Genomic DNA, 23,313 nt, shown 5'->3' on the forward strand with positions numbered 1-23,313 from the left:
TAAATGATATAATAAAAAATGATTTTGTAAGTTTTTTAGTTGATATGTGCCAATTATAAATCATTTATTTTAAGAGGAGACGCCAAAATGGAAGTTATTAAATCAGTTACACTCGAAAATCCCTCAAAATCCTCAAAAATCTAGATTTTTGGGGCAGAAAAAATCGAAGATTTTTTCATGCTTGATTTTTGGTACTCACAAAATTTTTAATTTCGTAACAGCGAAAAATGGAATTTTTCGCATGCATCAAAAATTTTTTAATTTTCGAATGCTACGCTTTTGAGGGTTTTGTACTTGCTGGCTTCTGTGGATAGGTGGAGGATATCTTATATGGATTTGGCTTCGTGATGGGGAAGCTTTTGAATCGCAGTTGTAGGTGGGGCAATTTTAGTATGGAATAGTTGCAACCCTTCAGCCAGCAAATTTTGGAAGAGTTTACGCTGCTTATGTGGAGTTTTCATAGTTATGGCTACTTAGGGGATGGCAAGTTGATAAGGTAATTCCTGATCGTTTTGATATAATAGGCGGTATTATATGTCTTAGGGGAATGCTGGTAATAATGTACTGGCCAAGAAATTAGATCTGGATTGATCATGTTGGGCTTTAAACTGTTTTCAGCAGGTTAATACACTTAATTTTAGAATTAAATTTAATTGATAATATTTATCTCTATTATCAAAGCTTATGGATGATTATACCTATTATAAATATTTAATATGTTTTTATTTAATATAAAAAATAAAATTCAGTTTTATTAAGCGTATATAATCATTCTTTTGGAATTAAATAAATAAAATAAACAGGAACATTATCATTATTTAATAATAAATAATATAATTCTTTCTATTTGGATATAGTAGTAAATAATATTATTATCTTCTAAAAAATAATTATGTGGCATAAAGGAGGAGATAATTTGAAGAAATCGGCTTTAAGATTTCTAGATATATCAGTTATTTTAGCTGAATTAGATTTAAGGCATATATAGTTTATGTGGTGGAAGTAGTTCTTATTTTAGAATTTCTGCGATAAATTCCAGTTAATGGAATTTTGGAAAACATAAACGGTGGTTATATGCCTTATCTTGTTTGTGAAAAGTGCAAGGGCTATTATGTACTTCAGGCGGGAGAATCCCTCGATAATTTTGGCAGGTGTCCATGTGGAGGATCTTTAAGATATGTTAAAAAACTCCATAAACGATACAATCAAGAAAAATCAGCCAGTAAGTTAAACATTTGCCCGGAATGCGGAAAAGAAAATATCAATAGTTCAAAAATATGTGTATTTTGCGGTAAAATATTGAAATTACCCAATACTTCCAATATTTGTCATAAATGCGGAAAAGAAAATGTAAAAACTTCTCAAGTATGCGTATTTTGCAGTAATCCACTAAAATCTAATTATAATAAACGGATAAAATGGAATCTGGTTGGCTGTGGTTCTTTAACTTTAATTATAGTTATCTTATTGTTCTGGATTTTACCTTAATTAGAGTTGTTTAAGGGTTTTATTATTATATAGTACTTATCTTTTTATAGTTACATAACTCTAGCCTTAAAAATTAGATATGTGGCTTTATTTTTTGTTTAATTTTAATAACTACACTAAATAGATTATGGATGATGTTTTTTTATTGAATCAATAAATAATTAAATAGTGGGGCCTACAAGTAGTATGTATTATATAGATTTATAAGGAAATAGATAAAAATAAAGCTAGTATTGATATAAAAATAATACATTTAAAAACCACTCAGATAATGAGTTTTTAGGTAAAGAACATGGACATTGATGACCTTCTCCTCTATGATGAAACTCTGTTTAAAAACATCGATGCATTTAATCCAGACTACATTCCAGACAATTTCATGTATCGAAAATCACAAATGGAGGCCCTTGCAATCAGCATAAGGCCTGCACTACGTAGCGGAAGGCCAGTTAATGGAGTTATACTTGGCTCGTGTGCAACCGGGAAAACAACAGCCATTAAAAAGATCTTTGAAATGGTGGAAAGGACCTCAGATAAAGTGGTTTGCGTCTATATAAACTGCCAGATACATACAACCCGGTTTGGCATATTTTCACAGATTTATCAAAAGATTTTTGGACACACTCCTCCAGAAACAGGGGTTCCCTTTTCAAGAATTTATCAAAATATAATGCAGCACCTTTCAAACGAAGGTAAGGCCCTTATCGTTGCATTAGATGATATTAATTACTTATTTTACAGTAAGAATGCTAATAAGATATTTTATGATATTTTAAGAGCTCATGAATCATTTGAAGGTGTAAGAACTGGTGTATTTGCTATTCTGTCTGATATTGAATTCAGGTTCATGCTTGATAAAAATGTTAATTCCATATTCATCCCCCAGGAAATAATATTCAATCCCTACTCAAAAGAAGAAATAAAAGATATATTAAAAGAAAGGGCAAGAATTGGTTTTTACAGTGAGGTGATTTCAGATGAATTACTGGATGAAATCACTGAATACACGGTATCAAATGGCGATTTAAGGGTAGGAATCGACCTTTTAAGGATAAGCGGAAATCTAGCTGAAGCAGATGCATCTAAAACAATAGAGCGAAAACATATTCAAGAGGCACTTAAAAATACGGGTTCTATAAATCTTATGTATACTCTCAAGTCTTTATCTGATGATGAAAGAACATTACTGGATCTTATACGGACTTCAGACGTAGATTTAACTGCAGGTGAACTTTACAGTCAGTTCAGTAAGAAAACTAAGTCAAGTTATGCTTCTTTTAACCGTATTTTAAATAAACTTGAATTTTTAAGGATTATAGATACCAGGTTCACTGGAAAAGGAGTAAAAGGTAACTCAAGGATTATAATACTCAGATTCGACACGGAAGAAATCCAAAAATGTATGTCTCGTCTTTAGACATCTCTTTGACTTATGCTGAATAACCAAATATTTTTGATGATGAAATCCTATGATTTCTAAAGCATGTAAATTTAATTTTCACTAAATAATTATAAAAAGTTACGTTGTTTGCTGTAAATATAATTGAATTTAAGATAAATGTATGGCTATTTGGTTATGTGGAGTTTCATATGGCTTGTTTTAGATACCTGCGGGCATATTTGAATTTGGGAATGAAGCAAATACTGCAACACTTAAAACGAAAATAAGTACAATCATTGCTATTGTAATGCAGGATGCCATGTTTATTTCTTCTAAATTTATATAATTTCGTTTTTTTCTAAGATCAATTGTGGTATTTCTACTAGTTTTTAACATATTAATCACTTCCTTGTTTAAATCCTCTATTTGCAGTTACTTAAAGGAAGAGATAGAGAGCGCATGAAAAGTAATCAGAATAGGGAGGAATAACTTTACAAAAATATATATCAATGTATTAACATAAATATTAGAGTATATTGTCCATTATTTGATTTTACTTTCACGGAGGGATTTTAATGCCTGAACTTGGCGAAGTTGAGCTTAGAGTTGCAGAAGCATTACAGCAAGATGTTGGAAAGGGTATTATAAGGATGGATAATGAATTACTTGCGGAAATGGACGTTGAACCTGGCGATATTGTTGAAATAATTGGTAAAAGAACAACAGGTGCAATAGTTGGACATGCCTATCCTGCAGATATTGGGCTTGAAATAGTGAGAATGGACGGCCTCACCAGATCAAATGCAGGCACATCTATAGGTGAAACTGTAACCATAAGGCATGCTAAAATAAGAATTGCCAGAAAAGTTACCCTGGCCCCTGCAACAAAAGGATTAAGAATAATGGCATCTGGGGATATTATAAAAAGGAATATAATGGGGAGAGCAGCCGCAAGGGGAGATATTTTATCTTTAATATCTCCGCGGAGAACGAGAGAGACCTTCCGAGAATTCCCTGGGGGAGAGAAAGTTTTTAGAGAATTTTTTGAATCTACAACTCCATTTTCACTGGGTGAAATTAAATTTTCAGTGGTATCAACTAACCCTGCTGGTATTGTAAGAATAAATGATGTTACAGAAATAGAGGTGCGGCCTGAAGCTGTAGAAATAGTTGAAAAAAAGGTTCCAGATGTTACATATGATGATGTGGGTGGGTTAAAGCAGGAGATAGAGAAAGTAAGGGAAATGATAGAACTTCCCCTGCGCCATCCTGAAATATTTGATAGACTTGGTATTGATCCGCCCCGTGGAGTTCTTTTGCATGGAGCTCCTGGTACTGGAAAGACTCTCCTTGCTAAGGCAGTTGCAAATGAAAGCGGCTCAAACTTTGTTGCTATAAACGGTCCTGAGGTTATGAGCAAATATGTGGGAGAAGCCGAGAAAAAAATAAGGGACTTATTTAAAGAGGCTGAAGAAAATGCACCCACTGTAATATTTATAGATGAGATTGATGCCATTGCACCAAAAAGGGAAGAAGTTACTGGGGAAGTAGAACGTAGAGTTGTTGCCCAGATACTTGCACTCATGGATGGATTAAAAGAAAGAGGAAAAGTAATAGTTATAGGTGCAACAAACAGGCCCGATGCACTTGATCAGGCACTTAGAAGGCCGGGACGATTTGACAGGGAAATAGAGCTTAGAGTTCCTGATAGGGATGGTAGAAGTGAAATACTGCAAATTCACACCAGGGGAATGCCCCTGGAAGATGATGTAGACATGGAAGAAATTGCTGATATAACACATGGTTTTGTTGGGGCAGATCTTGCAGCCTTGAGCCGAGAATCGGCAATGAACGCACTTAGAAGAATACTGCCTGAATTAGACCTTGAAGAGCAGACCATTCCTCAAGAAGTCCTGGAAAAATTATTTGTAACAAATGATAATTTTATGGAAGCTTTAAAATCAATAAACCCCTCCGCGCTTCGTGAGGTCTTTATAGAAGTTCCAGATATCCGTTGGGAAGATATAGGTGGGCTGCAGGAGTTGAAAGAAACTCTTAGGGAAGCTGTAGAATGGCCGTTAACTAATTCTGAAGATTTTAAGCGGATTGGAATCCAGCCATCTAAAGGAATTCTTTTATTTGGTCCGCCTGGAACTGGAAAGACCATGCTTTCAAAGGCGGTTGCAACAGAGTCAAAGGCTAATTTTATATCAGTTAAAGGCTCAGAGATTTTAAGCAAATGGTTTGGAGAATCTGAAAGAAAAATAGCCGAAATATTTAAAAAGGCAAAACAAGCATCGCCATGCATAATATTTTTTGATGAAATAGATGCTATAGCTCCTATGAGGGGATCTGCAGCAGGTGAACCAAGGGTAGTTGAAAGAATGGTAAACACATTACTCTCTGAAATGGATGGTTTAGAAGAGTTAAGGGGTGTTGTTGTAATTGGTGCTACAAACAGGCCTGATTTAATTGATGCTGCATTGTTACGTCCTGGAAGATTTGATGAAGTTGTGCTTGTTTCACCGCCTGATGAAAAGGCACGTCTTGAAATATTAAAAGTCCATACTAAAAGCATGGCTCTTGATGATAATGTGAATCTTGTAGATCTTTCTAAAAGGACGGAAGGATACTCTGGAGCAGATATAGAAGCATTGTGCAGAAAAGCAGGTGTAATTGCCCTACATGAAAATATTAAAATTGAAAAAGTTTCAAAAAGACACTTTGAAGCAGCTTTAAATAAAGTAAATCCTTCTACAACACCACAGACTAAAGAGTATTATGAAGAAGTTGCAAGAAGACTCGGAAGAGGGTTAGAAGCTAAAAAAGTGAGGGAAGAGTTCCCAAGAGAAGTTGCATAGATTATCCAAAGGTTAATATAACCTTATGTCTATATTTTCTCTAACACAGTTTGAGGTTTCACAGTGAACGATAGTCAAAGCAAAAAGTTTGAGTTTTTTGAAGTTACAGCAGATGTAGGTTATAAGGCATATGGAAATACGCTGGAAGAAGCCTTTGAAAATGCAGCCCTTGCAATGTTTGAAGTAATTACAGATACATCTAAAATAGAACATGAAATAGAACGTAAAATCGAAGTTGAATCAGAGGATGAATGTGCTCTACTCTATGATTGGCTTTCTGAATTTCTTGTTATGCTGGACGTTGATTTTTTGATATTTTCTAAATTTAAAGTCAAAATAGAGAAAAAAGAGGAAGGATTCTCTTTAAAAGGGACAGCATGGGGTGAAGAATTTAATCCCGAAATTCATGAAAGCAGGGCTGAGGTTAAAGCAGTTACGTACCATATGATGGATGTTAAACAGGATGATGGGAATATGGTGCAGGTTATTTTGGATATATAAAATTATTTTTTGGAATTATTAATAATAATTAAATTGAATTTAACTAATTTTTAATACTTAATTTAAACCCTGATTAAAAATATCTTTTTTTATTTGCATTGTATGATTTAATTGGCGTTAATAATAATTTATTTTATTTTTATGTGTTAAATAATTTGAAATTAGCCCAAATACAGCCTTTAAAACCAAAACATTTATATACTAACTTACTCCTAGTTATAGAATATCATTTGGTAACAAAATAACCTACGGTTATATTTGTAATATTTTTATCCAAATAAAAAATAATTGAGAGAAATTTATTTTAATTAAAATGATATATTAAATCCTCAATTCTATGAAAACATTTATTTCAGTTTTATGTAGTAAAATTATGTTTTCTTCTATCTTCATATGTACATTGCTTTTTTTAAACAAAACATTTAAATATCAATAATGACCATTGGCTATATTGTAACCACCAGTAACATGGTTACCGATGGTTACAAATAATGCACTAAGTCATAACCACGGAAATGTGAAACGAATAACCAGGATTATATTAATCTCCTAACGTTATCATTTTCTAATTCCGACGAGATCTATGACTTCCTTTAAACAGAAATAAAATGTTGAGTTAAACCATATTTTCCCTCCGATTAGGGAGATCTTATCTGAATAACTTGCCACTATTGGTTTATTTTAACTATTTCTGTTTAAAAAATAACTGCTAAATGGGCGAGAGACTAATATGGTCTCTTATCCTCCTTAAATTTCATTTTAGAATGAAAACAAATAAAGAGGTGTAAGTTTTATGCCAACATATGAAGATAAAATAGACCTATATGGAGTAGATGGAAAGCTTTTAGAAGAAAATGTTCCTCTAGAAGCAATTAGTCCAATGTACAACCCTACTATTTCTAAGATTGTACAGGAAGTTAAACGTTCTGTAGCTATTAACTTAGCAGGGATAGAAAAAACATTGGCAAACGCAGCTTATGGTGGAAAAGCAAACTTTATTCCTGGAAGGGAATTAAACTTACCAATAGTTGAAAACGTAGACGTAATTGCTGATAAACTTCAAAAAATTATCCAAATAGACGAAGATGACGATTTCAATCTCAAACAAATTAACAATGGGGCTCAGGTTCTTGTTCAGCTGCCTTCACAGAGAATGAACATGGCAGCAGATTACACAGTTTCCACATTAGTTACTGGTGGAGCTGTAATCCAGGCAATCATAGACACATTCGATGTAGATCAATTTGATGCTTCTGCAATAAAAACCGCAGTTTTAGGAAGTTACCCACAGAGTGTAGACTTCAAAGGAGCTAACGTCGCAGCACTACTTGCACCTCCAGCTATGCTCGACAGTTTAGGTTACGGTTTCAGGACCATTGCAGCTAACCACATTGTAGCAGTAACCAAGAAAAACACATTAAATGCAGTAGCATTATCCGCAATATTAGAACAAACAGCAATGTTTGAAATAGGTGATGCTTTAGGTGCATTTGAAAGGTCCCACTTATTAGGACTTGCATACCAGGGTTTAAATGCTAATAACATTGTTTTCGACCTGGTTAAAGCAAACGGAAAAGGTACTGTAGGAACAGTAATCGCTTCACTGGTAGAAAGAGCACTTGATGACGGAGTCATTAAAGTAGCAAAAACAATGCCTTCAGGATACAAAATATATGAACCTGTTGACTGGGCTTTATGGAACGCTTATGCTGCTGCTGGATTAATAAGTTCAACAATAGTAAACATAGGTGCATCCAGAGCTGCTCAGGGTGTTGCTTCTACACTTCTTTACTACAACGATATAATAGAATACGAAACTGGTCTTCCTGGTGTTGACTACGGAAGAGCACAGGGTACTGGTGTAGGTATGAGTTTCTTCTCCCACGGTATATACGGTGGAGGAGGTCCTGGAACCTTTAACGGAAACCACGTTGTAACCAGACACAGTAAAGGTTATGCTGTACCTTGTAACGCAGCTTCCATGTGTTTAGACGCAGGTACACAGATGTTTTCTGTTGAATCTACCTCTAGCTTAGTAGGAACTGTTTACAGTGATATTGACTACCTTAGAGAACCTATCAAATACGTTGCAGAAGGTGCAGTAGAGATAAAAGACAAAATATAAAACCGCAGGTTTAAGGTGACTTTATGAACGAAATTAAAGCTGTGGATGTTAAAATATTTCCCCACAGACTTTTAAAACCCAAAACAACTGAAAAAATACTGAACTCTATAATGGACCTTGATGGAATTTTAAGGGTTCTTGTAAATGGTAAATCTTTACCACGAGTTGTGGGGTACGGACCTGCAAAAGGAACTATCGTAAATCACGAAGATAGAAAGGTTATTAAGGTAAAAGAAGAGAATTTTGAACTTTTAGTTTCTGTTGGAGAAATCATAGTAACTGTAAACCATGAAAAACTGGATTCCTTTAAAGAGGAACTAGAAAAAATCCTAAGTGATGCCCTTAACTTCAGATATGATGTTTCAGTAGGTATTTTCACAAAAACAAATATCACTGTTTCAGATTATATGAAATACGGTATAGGATTTGATAAAAGTATTGATCCACGGTTGATTGGAATGGTGGATCCAAGTGCAAAATCCTCAGAAACTGTAAGATTAATAGGTGATTAAATGTCGTATGAAGCTCAATACACACCTGGAAAAACAAAAATTGCTGAAAATCGTAGGAACCATATGAACCCTGATTATGAACTCAAAAAGATCAGGGAAGTAGCAGATGAAGATATAGTTAAAATTTTAGGTCACAGAAACCCTGGGGAAGGATACAAAACAGTACACCCTCCTCTTGAAGAAATGGACTTTGAATTAGACATGATGAAAGAACTCGTGGAACCTATTCCTGGTGCAAAAGAAGGTGTCAGGACCAGATATGTCCAATTTGCAGATTCCATGTACAACGCTCCAGCACAGCCTTATGACAGGGCTCGAACCTACATGTGGAGGTTCAGAGGAGTAGACACAGGTACTTTATCTGGAAGACAAGTTGTAGAAATCAGGGAACTTGACTTAGAAAAAATGTCTAAAACTTTAATTGAAACTGAATTATTCGACCCTGCAAAAACAGGTATAAGAGGTGCAACCGTACACGGGCACTCATTAAGACTCGATGAAAACGGTTTAATGTTTGACGCACTTCAGAGATACGTTTACAACGAAGAAGACGGTCAAGTATCCTATGTTAAAGACCAAGTAGGAAGACCTCTTGACGAACCTGTAGCTGTAGGAGAACCATTAGATGATGAACATCTATCAGAAATTACCACCATCTACAGGTACGATAACGTAAGCATGAGAGATGATGAAGAAGCAATTGAAGTAGTCGAAACCATACACGACGCTAGAACAAAAGGCGGATATGGATTAGGCGTATTCAAAAACGATTTAAAATGTAAATTGGGTGATGACTAATGATAGACGAAAAAAAGCTTTTCGCAAAAGCCTTAAAAGGTAAATTTGACGAAGACCCAAATGAAAATCACACCAACTTTTACTGCTTCGGCGGTTGGGAACAGTCTGCAAGGAAAAAAGAATTCAATGCAGAAGCTGAAAAACTAATGGAAGAAAGGGGCGGAGTCCCATTCTACAACCCTGATATAGGAGTTCCATTAGGACAAAGGAAATTAATGGCATACAAAATCTCTGGAACAGACTCATATGTTGAAGGAGACGACCTCCACTTTATCAACAACGCAGCTATCCAGCAGCTTTTAGATGATATCAAAAGGACTGTTATTGTAGGTATGGATACCGGTCACGCAGTTCTCGAAAAACGTTTAGGTGTTGAAGTTACTCCAGAAACAATCAATGAATACATGGAAACAATCAACCACGCACTCCCTGGTGGAGCTGTTGTACAGGAACACATGGTAGAAGTAAACCCTGGTCTTGTAGGCGATTGTTACGCTAAAATATTCACTGGAGACGACAACCTCGCTGATGAGCTCGACAAAAGAGTACTCATAGACATAAACAAAGAGTTCCCAGAAGAACAGGCTGAAATGCTCAAAAAATACGTAGGAAAGAAAACATACCAGGTCAGCAGAGTCCCTACAGCAGTAGTTAGATCATGTGACGGTGGTACCGTATCAAGATGGTCTGCAATGCAGATCGGTATGAGTTTCATCTCAGCATACAAACTCTGTGCAGGAGAAGCAGCAATTGCTGATTTCTCATACGCAGCTAAACACGCTGACGTTATCGGAATGGGTGCTATCTTACCATCAAGAAGAGCAAGAGGACCAAACGAACCTGGTGGAATTCAGTTCGGAGTTTTAGCTGATATGATCCAGACCTCCAGAGTATCTGAAGACCCTGCAAAAGTAAGTCTTGAAGTTATAGCTGCTGGTGCAGCAATATACGATCAGATCTGGCTCGGATCTTACATGTCTGGTGGTGTTGGATTCACTCAGTATGCTACCGCAGCATACACTGACGATATACTCGACGACTTCTTATACTACGGTAAAGAATACGTAGAAGATAAATTTGGTTTATGCCAGGCTAAAGCAGATATGGATGTTGTTAAAGACATAACAACTGAAGTAACTCTCTACGGAATGGAACAGTACGAAATTCCAACACTCTTAGAAAGCCACTTTGGTGGATCTCAGAGAGCAGCAGTCGCTGCAGCAGCTGCAGGTTGTTCAACCGCATTTGCAACTGGAAACTCCAACGCTGGAATTAACGGATGGTACTTAAGCCAGATATTACACAAAGAAGTACACAGCAGACTCGGATTCTACGGATACGACCTTCAGGATCAGTGTGGAGCTTCTAACTCCCTATCAGTAAGAAGCGACGAAGGTTTAATCCACGAACTCAGAGGACCTAACTACCCTAACTACGCTATGAACGTAGGTCACCAGCCTGAATACGCTGGAATAGCTCAGGCTCCTCACGCTGCAAGAGGCGACGCTTTCTGTGTCAATCCTTTAATTAAAATTGCATTTGCAGATAAAAACTTAACATTTGACTTTACTGCACCAAGAGAATGCATTGCTAAAGGAGCACTCAGAGAGTTCTTACCTAGCGGAGAAAGGGATTTAATTTCCCCTGCAAACTAAGTTTAGAGAACGGTGGATTATTTCCACTCCCTTCTCTTTTTTTTAAACTTTTAACACGAATTATAATTTTTAATTGGTGACTGTTTTTTTTAAATAATACATGTAAGTGCGAATTTCACTGTTTTTTTAATGGTATTAGTCTGTTAGGTTGAATTTGTTCAAAATAATTCCATTTTAATCAACAATTACATAATAATTTTGATGATAACATTTACACAATATGCAGATGAACATTAAATTTAATTCTAATTTTTAACTTTATTTCAGGTTTAAAACCAAACTTTTATTAATAAATTCATCTTTTATATATAAACCAGCGGATATTATATTACTGTCAGTCAGCAAGGTGATGGTATGCCCATAAAAAGCAGAAAAGAAAGGGAAAAAGAGCAGAGAAGAAAGGACATCATCGATGCCGCCGAAAGGTTGTTCTTTAGAACGGGATATGATAATGTTTCTATGAATGATATATCTAAAGAAGTTGAATTAAGTAAAGCAACGCTTTATCTTTACTTTGAAAATAAAGAAGAGTTATTTTTTGCTATAGTACTTCGAGGAACCCGTATATTAAATGCAATGATAAGAGAAGCAGTTGCAGCTGCAGAAAATGGGATTGACAAAGTTGCTGCATTTAGAGTTGCATATCATAAATTTACAAAAGATTATCCTGACTATATCCACATTTACAACTATTTCCAGTCTGGACGGTTTGATATGGAGAATATAGTAAATAGGGAATATGCAGAAGAAATCAGTAAAGATGTAAGGCTTTATTCTATAGTTCATAATACTGATTTCCAGCTTCTTCCTCCAGTAAGTGAATACACCCGGGAGATCATGAGCTTGCGTAAAGAAAGGTTTGATATCATGCGTGATTCCCTTAAAATTGGCATAATTGATGGAACTGTTAGGCCGGATGTAGATCCTGTAGAAGTTTCTATTTTATTATCTGCAATTTCTAAAAGTATGTCAGAAGTACCCCCTGATCACATAAGAATTCTGGAAAGCAGGGGAATTAACAGTGAAAAATATTTTATGGATGTTGAAAATCTTTTACGCCATATGATCATGAATAAATAGAATGATGTATTCTTTAAGTGCATTTTAATTTAATTTTCAGTGCATTTAATGGATATGATATGAAACTCTTTATTTTATTTGCACTGCTATTTTTTAATTATTACATGAATTTTTAATTGATAAATCCTGTACCTGATCTTCAATAGATACGATTTTATATTCAAGTGCAAAAATCATTATACTATTTACAAATGAAATTGTGAAATATTGAATTTCATAGATTAAAACCGTTAACTGGGACTTCCAGAATTGGGAGTTTAATTAATTATACTTTTGATTATAAATGTCAAAGTATTAGGATAACAAGTAACAACATATATCTTGGTGAGAGAATGTCAGTTTCAAATTGGAAGGAAAGGGAAAGAGAACAAAGGCGTAATGATATATTAGATGCTGCAGAAACCCTTTTTTTTTCAAAAGGATATGATAACGTTTCTATGAATGGTATAGCCAGAGAAGTTGGTCTAGGTAAAGCCACTCTATATATTTACTTTGATAATAAGGAAGAACTTTTTTATGCCGTAGTTTTGAGAGGGGTCACTATTTTAAGTACAATGATCAAAGAAAAAGTTGAAAAAGAGGATACTGGACTTGAAAAACTCGTTGCGTTCAAAAAGGCATATAATGAATTTATTAGAACATATACTGACTATTTCCAAGCTTATAATTACTTCCAATCAGGGAGATTTGATTTAAGTGATATGCTGCACAGTGATTATTCTGAAATTATGATGCAGAGTATGCTTTATTCTATACATCTTCCATCTAATTTATTAAAAGTTGATGCCAATGAAACTATAAAAGAAATTTTTAAGTTACGTAAGGAAATATTCGTTACTTTATATAACTCTATAGAACTAGGTATAAAAGAAGGAACAATACGATCTGATGTAGATCCTCTGAAAATAACAGCTGTACAGATGCTAATTTGCGAAAATATAGGTAATTTACCATTCGATTTTAGGATGATACTCAAAGGTCAAGGGGTCAATTATGTGAAATTTAGTAAAGACCTTGATGATTTTATAAGCCAGCTTTATATCAAAATGGATGATAAAAAAGATCTAGACTGAACTAACCACTAAAATATCTTTTATTAAACTCTAATTTTAATTTATTTTATTATTTTAGCATTTAATTGTTTATTTAAGAGCTATTAACATATTAAAAACTTTTACACCATAATGTATGGATAGTAACAATTTACTTTCTTTAATCTTTATTTCTAAAATCCAAAGTTTTATATATGTTGTATACTATTGGTTATAATAACGACCACTGGTCATGTATAGAACCAGTAGTTTTATACGTTTATGAGTTTGCAAAACAGCGTGGAGAGCCTGTAAAATCAAGCATAAATGAACCAATTGAGAAGTTCCTTTCTGAGAGAGGGTTTTATAAAATAAAGAATATGGGTAGTGATTACAAAAAAGTTTATTTCTATGGTAAGAATGCTAACCGAGAAGTTAATGACATGGCATCATTTGTATATGCTGTGGTTGAATGAAATGAGGTGATATTTTGAAAAAAAATACAACAGAAAATGAAGGGAAAGAGTTTAATGATTTAATGGAATATGCCAGAGAGATATCAAGCCAATATAAAGGAGATAAAAGAAAATTTGAAGAATTAAAAACTGAAATTGGTCAAGCTGAATTAATTGCAAATGTAAGGGCATATGAGTCTTCTAAAAGCGAAGATGAACGTATTTGTTATGATCCATTGGCAATTCATTTTATAAATCCTAAGATGTGGGAAGTTCTCGTTGAACATCCGGAAATGGCAGCTGATACTGAAGCAGGTATTAATTCAATTGTAAGTAGAGTTAGGTATTTGGATGACATTGTGAAAAAATCAGTCAAGGAAGGGCTTGAGCAACTGGTAATATTAGGAGCTGGATTTGATACTCGAGCTTATAGGATTGAGGGACTGGAAAATGTTAATGTCTTCGAAATTGATCATCCAACCACCCAACAATATAAAACCCTAAAAATCAAAGAAATGTTCCAATCTAACTTAGAAAATGTGGTATATGTACCTGTTGATTTTGAATCGGAAAAAATCAGTGAAGAATTATTTAAGAAAGGTTACAATGCTTCATTAAAGACTCTTTTCATTATGGAAGGATTTATTTATTACATTACCCCAGAGGCTGTTGCCGAAACACTTTCTTTTATAGTGAAAAATTCAGGTAAGGGTAGTGCTGTAGTATTTGATTATTTACTTGATTCTGGAGTTAAGGAAGGAAATAAGCAGAGACCCGATGCTAATATCTTTAAGTTTGGCATTAAGGAAAATGGACTCGAGGAATTCTTAGGCCAGTTTGGATTTTCAGATATACAAGGTTCAACCACTAAAGATCTTAAAAAGTTATATTATCAGGGTAAAAACGAAAACAGATTTCCGTCTGAAAAAATTTTATATTTTGCTGTTGCCGAGGTTTAAGAATATGTTTAATGAGTATAGGTAATTTATGATATTTTAGATTTATTTAGTGGAATGATATTTGAAATGTGAATTTAAGCAAAAATAATACTTAAATTAGCTTAATACGTGATAATATGAAATCCTTTAAAATCTCCGATTTTGAGGCCCCGGAAACTGTTAAAATTCAGAGAATTTTAACGCAGCGAATCGAAGATTCGCATGCTTTGTTTCCGAGGGTTTTGGTGATTAATTCAAGTCCAAATAAAGATAAAGGAAATACGGCACTGATTCTACATCCATTTTTGGAGGGAATAAAAGAAGAAGGGGCTGAGGTAGAAATTTATTGCACTAATGACCTCAACATCCAGCCATGTAAAGGTGAAGTCAGCTGCTGGATGAAAACTCCGGGTAAATGCATTCTGGACGACGACATGCGTTGGCTTGCGCCTAAGGCGATCAAGGCGGATATCCTTGTCTTAGCCACACCGGTGTACTGTGATGGAATTAATACGTATATGCAGATGTTTTTAGAGAGATTACTGCCCCGAGCAATGCCATCCATCGAGCTGAGAAAAGGCCACACGAGACATCCTCACAGGGAAATAACACATGGTAAACTGGCACTTGTATCCAGTTGTGGCTTGTGGGAGATGGATAACTTCGACGCAGTGCTTTCTCATATCAAAGCTTATTGCAGAAACGCTGATCTTGAGTTTGCAGGGGCTCTTCTCAGACCCCATGCTTTGTTTCTTAAGCGCATGCTGGAGCAGGGGGCACCTGTAAAAGATATCATTGAAACGGCCAGGGAATCTGGCCGCCAGTTAATTAAAGAAGGTAAAATCTCTATCAGTATGCAGGATACTGTCAGCAGGCCACTTGTATCAAAGGATAAGTTTATGCAAATATTTAATCATGGCATAAAAAGGCTTCAAAACGATTAAATATAATGAAAGGATTGTATAGTTTTGTAAATTTAAGGAGATGATGGAATGGACATTGAAATTTTCCCGCACAGGTATTTGAGCGCTGATACAACTGAAAATTTGTTAAAAGACATTGATGAAATTGAAGGCGTCAAAAGAATAGTTTTACAAGGACAAAGGCTCCCTCCAGCTGAAAGCGGACATCCTGACCGTAGGGTTATAACTCTTAAAGGCCAGGAAATTGATTTACAGGTTAAAACAGGCAGAGTTCTGATGGAAATCGAAGCAGAACCAGTTATGGATGAAGTAAGGGACGTATGTGAAAATCATCTACCCTTTGGATTCAATATACACGTCGGAACGTATATCCGAAGGCAAAAAACTGTTACTGATAAGTTAAAGTATGGAGAGAAATTGGGCGAAATTCCTGATGAAATTATTGGTTTAACTGATCAAAATGCACAGCTCAGCGAAAGAGTCAAAATACTTAAAAGGGATTAACTTTTTTATTTAAATGTGGATAAAAATGAGTGCTGCTGAAATAACTGGAAATATACATCCCAAAAGAAAGATCATTATGGGCCTGTACTGGATAAACAAGAAAGCCGCAAGTACTGAAGGCTGTGAACCATTTTTAATTGAAAAAATCACTACTGGAACTAATACACACAGACCTAAGGAGAATAAATTCCTTAAATTGTCTGATAATATTTTAAACGATATTTTGTATAATATGAAATATCAAAGGGAAGTTGAATTTGAAATAAAATTTGGAAAAGAAGATATTAAGTTTTCCATCTGTAAAAATGCTTTTTTTATATCTGCAACTAAAAAGGAACTTGAGGTAGAGATAGCTGAAAAATTGGAATTAGAAGGAAAAAAGATGTATCCTGGTATTTGTTCAAAATTTCCCCGACGTGTAGGAATTATGGATTATCCTTAACAACTTGAAATTAAATTATTCAAAAGTTCTTATTTTTTATAGTAGGAGCATAATTAATGTATAATATTTTGGAAAGTCCAGTGCAATGATTTTAAATTAATTCAATATTTCACCATTTATTTGAATAGATAATCTAAAAATTTTTGCACTTGACTATATTTTGTATATGCAAAAACATCAAATATAAAAACCTTTTTTTAAAAGTTCGATCAAAAATTAAATTAGATGTTATCTTACTTTTTTAAGACGCTAAATATTCTAATAAAATTTTAAATTTAAATAAATCATCGATAGGAGAGTTATCTTATGGAAGTTGAAGGAACTTTAAAAAAAATAAGAGATTGTGTCTGGGAAATCCCATCAAGTTATAAAAAAGGGATGTTAGTCCCTGGAAGAGTATATTTAAACGATGAAACTGTTAAAGATATAGAAAGTGGGGCAATTGATCAGGTCTCAAATGTAGCATGTTTACCGGGTATTAAAAAATTTTCAATTGGACTTCCGGATATTCACTTTGGATATGGATTTCCTATTGGTGGTGTCGCGGCATTCAGTACCCATAATGGGGTTATAAGTCCTGGAGGAGTTGGTTTTGATATTAACTGTGGTGTCCGGCTTATAAAGACAAATTTAACTGAAGATGACGTTAAACCAAAAATGAAAGAACTTGTAGATACTCTTTTTAATAATGTACCTTCTGGAGTTGGAAGTAAAGGTAAAGTAAGGCTTCAACCTGGCCAAATTGATGAAGTGCTAGATCATGGGGCACAGTGGGCTATTGAAAATGGATATGGTTGGGAAAGAGACTTAAAATATCTGGAAGAAAATGGAAAAATGGAATCTGCAGACTCCAGCAAAGTCAGTGATAAAGCTAAAAAAAGAGGGGTGCCTCAATTAGGTTCTCTTGGCTCTGGAAACCACTTTTTAGAAGTCCAGAAAATGGATGAAATTTATGATGAAGATACTGCAAAAGTTTTTGGAATAGAAGAGGGTATGATTACTGTTTTAATCCACACTGGTTCTAGGGGATGTGGACATCAGATATGTTCTGATTATCTTAGAGTTATGGACAGGGCAGCCAAAAGGTACCAGATTAATCTTCCAGACAGGCAGTTAGCATGTGCACCTATTGGTTCTGAGGAAGCAACTGATTATTTCCAGGCTATGTCAGCTGCAGCTAACTATGCATGGACTAACAGGCAAATGATTGTACATTGGGTTAGAGAATCATTTGAGAAAGTTTTCAAAAGGGATGCTGAAGAAATGGGCATGGAAATAATCTACGATGTGGCACACAACATTGCAAAGAAAGAAGTCCACAATGTACAGGGAAGAAAAATGGAGCTGTTTGTCCACAGAAAGGGAGCAACACGTGCATTTGGTCCTGGAAGAGAAGAAATACCTGAAGAATATAGAAAAGTTGGACAGCCTGTTTTTATACCTGGAACTATGGGTACGGCATCATATGTGCTTGCAGGAACAGATGTGGCAATGGAAGAGACTTTTGGTTCTTCTGCTCATGGTGCAGGACGTAAAATGAGCCGAGCAGGAGCTAAGAAAGAATACCGCGGTGAAGAAGTTCAAAAAGTCCTTGAAAATAGAGGAATTATTATAAGGGCAACTTCAATGCCTGTAGTGGCAGAAGAAGCTCCTGGAGCATACAAAGATGTGGATGCAGTTGTAAAAACATCCCATGATGCAGGAATATCTAGAATGGTTGGAAAAATGATTCCTCTTGGTGTTGCAAAAGGATAACATCTTTTTATTTTTTTATAAACTGGATAAAATTTATTTAATTTTATTTTTATTATTCAAGGGATAAATAGTCTAAAACAGCGTAATCTGTTTTCAATCTCTTTTTTTTATTTTTAATACTATTTTTGTACTACTCATAACTATAAATAATTAATAATTTAATAATATACAATAATAAAACCAGTAATAGGTACAATATTTACTCTTTATATAGAAAAGTGAGCTATTTTGGTTAATTATGAAATTTACAGAGGCAAATACATGCATAAAAGGTTAATAGTTATACTTACAGTTATAATTGTAGTTTTAGGAGCATATGTTACTTATTATACCTATGCAACCACTTATTTAATGCCTAAAGATATTGAGCTTTTAAAGGATGAAATTAAAACCATCAATGAATCTGGAACTTATGATGCTGAAATAGCAAGTCTTGAAATGCAGGCTGATAGAATTGAAAAGTTATCACTGCTTAACAACATTCCTCTAAGTCAGCGGCAAAAACAGGCCAACGATCTGGAAAATGGTCAGGGCATACAGTCCATAAATAACACGTTAAATGAACTTAAACAGAATATTACTGCTACTAAAAATATGGCTTTAGGGTATGATTTGCTTTTAAGGGGAGATGTTGCCTCCAGTTTAAAATCTGCATACAGTGATGAAATAGTGAATACATTGAATAGCATGGATCCATTAATGAACAAATTAGCGCAGGATTTAAGGAAGGGAGATAATAAAGCTGTTGCTGATGATCTCAGAAAATTAGCTGATGCACTGCGGACTTTTAACAAACAGGAACAGATTTCAGCAAACAATCTCCAGGACGCGGTAAACAAATTGGAAACTAAAAAACAGGGGATATTTTTTTAACACGCTCCTGGCGCTTTTTTTAAGATCATAAATAACTAGTTAATTAAAGATAAAAATAGTAATATGAATCTATTTTTTAATATTTAATGAAGGGTTGACTATGTTAAAATTTGAGGGAATAAAAGAATTTGACATAGAAAAATTGGATAAAGGGTCAAATATCTCAAGAGATTTCCAGTTGATTTTTAGAGAAGATGTGCTGAATGAGGAAGAATGTGAAATAGTTGAAAAAGAATTAAATAAGCATGATTTCCAGATCAAAGACGAAAATATTGAGATTGAAGTTATATATAATATAGATCTGGATACTGCAGTCATTTCATTTACAGTTTACTGCCCCTTAATGCATCTAAACCAGATTTCAGAAGAAAAAATTTCTAATTTCATTGATAAACATAAAACTAATTTTGAAGAGTATTATAAGCGGGTTAAGCCGTATTAATGGGTAAAAGCAGTGCTATTTATATTTTACAGGACAAGGCATATCTATTTATTATTGTATCTCGAACAATTAACTATCATAGAAAAAGTTGAGAACATGATAGGAATAATTGGCGGCACAGGAATATACGAAATCGTTGAAATGGGAAAAGACGTTGAAACTAAGATTATAGAAACACCTTATGGTGAATCTCCAGAGATCAGCATTTTCAAATTACATGGTAAAGATATTGCATTCATGCCAAGACATGCAAAAGGACATGCAAATCCGCCCCATATGATAAATTACAGGGCAAACATTTATGCCATGAAAAAAATTGGCGTTGAGAGAATAATAGCAACCAATGCTGTTGGATCTCTGGATTTATCTGTTAAACCTGGTGATTTTTTAATACCTCATGATTTCATTGATTTTACAAAAACAAGAGAATTCACATTTTATGACACTAAAACAGTACATATAGATATTACGGAACCTTACTGTCATGATTTACGGAACTATTTAATAGAGTCAGGTGAAGTTGTCCCAAATGGAGTATATGTGTGCACTGAAGGACCCAGATTTGAAACTGCTGCAGAAATTGCAATGTTCAAACAGCTGGGCGGAAATGTTGTTGGAATGACCGGAATACCTGAAGCTATACTTGCAAGGGAACTTGAAATATGCTATGCAAGTATCTGCATGGTATCAAATTATGCGGCATCAATATCCCCAACCAAGCTGACAATAGATGAAGTATTCGAAGTCGTAGAAGGGCAAAAAGAGAATCTGGTTAAGTTAATATCTGAAGCAATAACAAAAACTCCAGATAAAAGAGAATGTCCCTGCAGTTATGCACTTTTAGGTGCAGAAATAGATGAAGTGTAATTTGAAGCTTCAAATAATCTTTATTTTTTTCAATTAATTTTCATATCTAATTTTTTTATATAAATAATAGAATAATTGGTAGTAATGATTAAAATATTTATTAACTAAGCTGTTTATTATGTACCTGCAGAAATTATGAGGTTATATAGTGATGCTGGCCAGTATCCAAACAGTATTAAGTCATGAATAATAAGATTTAAGTATTTATTGGCACAGCTAAAACTTTATTTTTCACTATGTTTTTACTTATCACACTATATTCAATCTACTTTTTTAGTTCTCGAATGGGTACAAAACCGTAACCATCTAAATATCCACCCATATAGTAAGTGATAAAATGTATGCCATAAGAGAAACATCAACACATGTTGAAAATGAACCAATATTCAAAACATTTTGCTCCAATAGAGAATTAGCAGAAAAATCTATAAAAATTTACAAATATGGTTTGCAGAAATATTCTGATTTTACAGGGAAGACATTAAAAGAATTAATAGACGAAGCTGAAGATGAAGAAGATTCTATTAATAGATATAGAAAGAGAAAAATCTATTCATATTTAAATAACTTTAAATTATACTTAGATGAATTAGACATTGCCCAATATTCAAAAAACCATACAATGATACTTGTAAGAGCGTTTTATAACGAGTTTGATATTCAATTACCCCGACCTAAGAAAAAGAAATCAAAAAAAGCTCGTATGCCTGAAACAGTAGTCGTTCTTCCCACAATGGAAGAGATAAAAAGATTTTTAGAATACTGTAATAATGAATACAAAGCAATAGTGTTAATGGGAATAAGTAGTGGTATGGGTAGGGCTGAAATATCTAGTCTAACATTTAGAAACTTCTATGATTCTATACCTCTTGAAAAATATCCAAGTAATATACCTGAATTAATAGAAAAAGTCAAACCAAAAGTAAAACAAGAAGAAACTTTTGTACCTTTATGGAAAATTAAAAGAATTAAAACAGATAATCTTTACTATACTTTTAGTTCTCCCGAAAGTGTAGAACGCATAATAACTTATTTAGAAGACCTTAATCATAATTTTCCAAGTTATGAACCAAACCCTGATGATAAACTTTTCAGAAGTTTAATATCAAATAATCCCACTAAACCTACCGATATAAGCAGTATGTTCAATCATATAGGTAGAAAGAAAGGTTTTAGAAAAGTTGGGGAACATTATGTAGTAAGAAGTCATGGTTTCCGTAAATTTTTCGCTACAACACTACAAAAGAATAGAGTACCTCATTTAACCACCAGATGGCTTATGGGTCATACAATAGATTCGACAACAAGTGCATATTTTAAAGTAGATCCTGAATCACTAAGAGAAGAATACATAGAAGTTGTAGACAAACTAACTACTGATAACGTACAGATTAAAATAATAGACAAATATGAATCCTTATCTGAACAAATAAGTTATGTAATGGAAAGAATACGTCAAGAAGAAGGTGAAATAAAATTTAAAGATAAAATAGATCGAGAAAAAGAGCTTGGAAAACACAGGAGTTAAAAATAAACCCTGTATTATAATATATTTTAAAAATCACATGTTACACATTCAGTTATTATGTCTGTAACAAATGTAACAAAATTTCAGTACTTTTCAACTTTGCTATTTTTTTTAAAATCTTTTGAAATTATTATTAAATGTATATAAGATTAGGTGTTTTTAAGATAGGTGTTTTTAAGACAGGTATATTATTTATTGGATTTACTCTAATAGGATTAGGCATTTTATAACCTTTAACCTCTAAAGCTTTTATAATATCTTTTAAAATATCATCACTATTAGAAACACTTAAAATATTATTTGGAGAATCATCTAACTTATCATAATATTCTTTACTAGGTCTTCTATTCCATACATAATCAGTTATAACGTATTTTAAAGAAGTACCATATTTTATATGCTCTATACCATCTATATAATCTATACCAAAGCCTATCGGTTTATGTTTTGGTTTATTTTCGCTTAATAAATATATATGATAGCCATCATTAGGCGTTTTAACTGAGTATGTATCATGTATTGTATCTTCTATAACTTCTTTGAATATCTCTATTGGTATAAGTTCGGGTATAATGTCTGAAAGTTCTGGTAAAATGTTTGAATATGATAAAAGTTTAGAATAGTTTGGTTTATCTATGTCTATTACTACTAAATATCTATCTAATTTTTTTATATAATCGCATAATATGGCTGTTGGATACTTTGGGTCTTTAAAACCTTTGTAATCTTTTGGTTGTTTGTATATACTTATGCTTGGATATTTATTGGGTTTACCTCCTAATACTTGCCCTTTGTGGGATATTGCTATTTTCTTAGCGTGTTTAAAAACTTCTTTATAGTTATATTCATTCATAATTCATCACCTGTGGTCTATGGAATTTAAGTAATATTAAACTGAATGTTGAAGAAAAAACTTTAGTTATTTACCCCACACCGTTAAAAACGGAGTGTGGGGCGAAACAACTAAAAAAAGAGAAAATATATAAAAATAAGGATTCTTAACCTGTAACATATAGGATTTAAGAAATTTTAACCAGCTAAATATAACTTTAACTTGTGTTTATTTGTGTTTAAATCGTTTGCTTTGTGTATGGTAGTAGTTATAATTAAAGGATTTTTTGCCGTTGCATTTCGTTTGTGTTGGCAAATAGGGT

The 23,313-nt window shown here is 33.7% G+C and carries 22 protein-coding genes and 1 pseudogene; 21 read left to right on the top strand and 2 right to left on the bottom strand.

Annotation, left to right across the window (positions count from 1 at the left end):
* Positions 1-397: 397 nt before the first annotated feature.
* From EJ01_RS18110 to EJ01_RS11805, 3 genes and pseudogenes are all read left to right on the top strand, one after another.
* Positions 398-580, top strand: a pseudogene (locus EJ01_RS18110) (YnfA family protein).
* Positions 581-1,074: 494 nt separating this feature from the next.
* A complete protein-coding gene (locus EJ01_RS11800; RefSeq protein WP_048080947.1) occupies positions 1,075-1,488 on the top strand; it encodes a zinc ribbon domain-containing protein in 414 nt (137 codons plus the stop codon).
* A gap of 292 nt (positions 1,489-1,780) precedes the next feature.
* Positions 1,781-2,905, top strand: coding sequence for an ORC1-type DNA replication protein (locus tag EJ01_RS11805; protein ID WP_048080946.1), 1,125 nt, complete (start codon positions 1,781-1,783; stop codon positions 2,903-2,905).
* Between the two features lie 183 nt (positions 2,906-3,088).
* Here the strand turns inward: EJ01_RS11805 and EJ01_RS17340 are convergent, their stop codons facing one another.
* On the bottom strand, positions 3,089-3,265 hold the full coding sequence (locus EJ01_RS17340; RefSeq protein ID WP_157197555.1) for a hypothetical protein: 177 nt from the start codon (positions 3,263-3,265) through the stop codon (positions 3,089-3,091).
* A 179-nt stretch (positions 3,266-3,444) separates the two neighbouring features.
* On the opposite strand from EJ01_RS17340, the gene EJ01_RS11810 reads away from it, so the two are divergent.
* The 18 genes from EJ01_RS11810 to EJ01_RS11895 all read left to right on the top strand — a co-directional run bounded on the left by EJ01_RS11810 (position 3,445) and on the right by EJ01_RS11895 (position 22,159).
* The gene (locus tag EJ01_RS11810) at positions 3,445-5,730 is read left to right on the top strand and encodes a CDC48 family AAA ATPase (protein WP_048080945.1); all 2,286 of its coding nucleotides are present in this window, start codon (positions 3,445-3,447) and stop codon (positions 5,728-5,730) included.
* A gap of 63 nt (positions 5,731-5,793) precedes the next feature.
* Positions 5,794-6,231 carry an archease gene (locus EJ01_RS11815; protein WP_048080944.1) on the top strand — a complete coding sequence of 146 codons (438 nt, stop codon included), beginning with the start codon at positions 5,794-5,796 and terminating at the stop codon, positions 6,229-6,231.
* Between the two features lie 793 nt (positions 6,232-7,024).
* Positions 7,025-8,356, top strand: a complete 1,332-nt coding sequence (gene mcrB, locus EJ01_RS11820; protein ID WP_048080943.1) for a coenzyme-B sulfoethylthiotransferase subunit beta — start codon at positions 7,025-7,027, stop codon at positions 8,354-8,356.
* A 23-nt stretch (positions 8,357-8,379) separates the two neighbouring features.
* Positions 8,380-8,868 carry a methyl-coenzyme M reductase operon protein D gene (gene mcrD / locus EJ01_RS11825; protein ID WP_048080942.1) on the top strand — a complete coding sequence of 163 codons (489 nt, stop codon included), beginning with the start codon at positions 8,380-8,382 and terminating at the stop codon, positions 8,866-8,868.
* The gene (gene mcrG / locus EJ01_RS11830; RefSeq protein WP_048080941.1) at positions 8,869-9,666 is read left to right on the top strand and encodes a coenzyme-B sulfoethylthiotransferase subunit gamma; all 798 of its coding nucleotides are present in this window, start codon (positions 8,869-8,871) and stop codon (positions 9,664-9,666) included. It begins immediately after the preceding gene.
* 2 nt (positions 9,667-9,668) lie between these two features.
* Positions 9,669-11,321: a coenzyme-B sulfoethylthiotransferase subunit alpha gene (gene mcrA / locus EJ01_RS11835; RefSeq protein WP_394296581.1), complete on the top strand. Its 1,653-nt coding sequence runs from the start codon at positions 9,669-9,671 to the stop codon at positions 11,319-11,321.
* 354 nt (positions 11,322-11,675) lie between these two features.
* Positions 11,676-12,401, top strand: coding sequence for a TetR/AcrR family transcriptional regulator (locus EJ01_RS11840; RefSeq protein ID WP_048080939.1), 726 nt, complete (start codon positions 11,676-11,678; stop codon positions 12,399-12,401).
* 332 nt (positions 12,402-12,733) lie between these two features.
* Positions 12,734-13,474, top strand: coding sequence for a TetR/AcrR family transcriptional regulator (locus EJ01_RS11845; RefSeq protein WP_048080938.1), 741 nt, complete (start codon positions 12,734-12,736; stop codon positions 13,472-13,474).
* Positions 13,475-13,647: 173 nt separating this feature from the next.
* Positions 13,648-13,908, top strand: coding sequence for a hypothetical protein (locus EJ01_RS11850; protein ID WP_048080937.1), 261 nt, complete (start codon positions 13,648-13,650; stop codon positions 13,906-13,908).
* A 14-nt stretch (positions 13,909-13,922) separates the two neighbouring features.
* Positions 13,923-14,846, top strand: a complete 924-nt coding sequence (locus tag EJ01_RS11855) for an SAM-dependent methyltransferase (protein ID WP_245611202.1) — start codon at positions 13,923-13,925, stop codon at positions 14,844-14,846.
* 224 nt (positions 14,847-15,070) lie between these two features.
* Entirely contained in the window at positions 15,071-15,769 is a 699-nt protein-coding gene (locus tag EJ01_RS11860) for a flavodoxin family protein (RefSeq protein ID WP_211251416.1), read from the top strand.
* Positions 15,770-15,817: 48 nt separating this feature from the next.
* The gene (gene mcrD, locus EJ01_RS11865) at positions 15,818-16,252 is read left to right on the top strand and encodes a methyl-coenzyme M reductase operon protein D (RefSeq protein ID WP_048080936.1); all 435 of its coding nucleotides are present in this window, start codon (positions 15,818-15,820) and stop codon (positions 16,250-16,252) included.
* A gap of 25 nt (positions 16,253-16,277) precedes the next feature.
* The gene (locus tag EJ01_RS11870; RefSeq protein WP_048080935.1) at positions 16,278-16,694 is read left to right on the top strand and encodes a hypothetical protein; all 417 of its coding nucleotides are present in this window, start codon (positions 16,278-16,280) and stop codon (positions 16,692-16,694) included.
* 306 nt (positions 16,695-17,000) lie between these two features.
* Positions 17,001-18,449 (top strand): RtcB family protein, encoded by a 1,449-nt coding sequence (locus tag EJ01_RS11875; RefSeq protein WP_048080934.1) that lies wholly within the window; start codon positions 17,001-17,003, stop codon positions 18,447-18,449.
* A gap of 228 nt (positions 18,450-18,677) precedes the next feature.
* On the top strand, positions 18,678-19,322 hold the full coding sequence (locus tag EJ01_RS11880; protein WP_157203592.1) for a hypothetical protein: 645 nt from the start codon (positions 18,678-18,680) through the stop codon (positions 19,320-19,322).
* 100 nt (positions 19,323-19,422) lie between these two features.
* Positions 19,423-19,764, top strand: a complete 342-nt coding sequence (locus EJ01_RS11885; RefSeq protein ID WP_048080932.1) for a hypothetical protein — start codon at positions 19,423-19,425, stop codon at positions 19,762-19,764.
* Positions 19,765-19,860: 96 nt separating this feature from the next.
* Positions 19,861-20,631, top strand: a complete 771-nt coding sequence (gene mtnP, locus EJ01_RS11890; protein WP_048080931.1) for an S-methyl-5'-thioadenosine phosphorylase — start codon at positions 19,861-19,863, stop codon at positions 20,629-20,631.
* A 337-nt stretch (positions 20,632-20,968) separates the two neighbouring features.
* Entirely contained in the window at positions 20,969-22,159 is a 1,191-nt protein-coding gene (locus EJ01_RS11895; protein ID WP_048080930.1) for a tyrosine-type recombinase/integrase, read from the top strand.
* 133 nt (positions 22,160-22,292) lie between these two features.
* Here the strand turns inward: EJ01_RS11895 and EJ01_RS11900 are convergent, their stop codons facing one another.
* A complete protein-coding gene (locus EJ01_RS11900) occupies positions 22,293-23,012 on the bottom strand; it encodes a hypothetical protein (protein ID WP_048080929.1) in 720 nt (239 codons plus the stop codon).
* Positions 23,013-23,313 lie beyond the last annotated feature (301 nt).

The sequence above is a fragment of the Methanobacterium veterum genome (assembly GCF_000745485.1).
Lineage (GTDB): Archaea > Methanobacteriota > Methanobacteria > Methanobacteriales > Methanobacteriaceae > Methanobacterium_D > Methanobacterium_D veterum.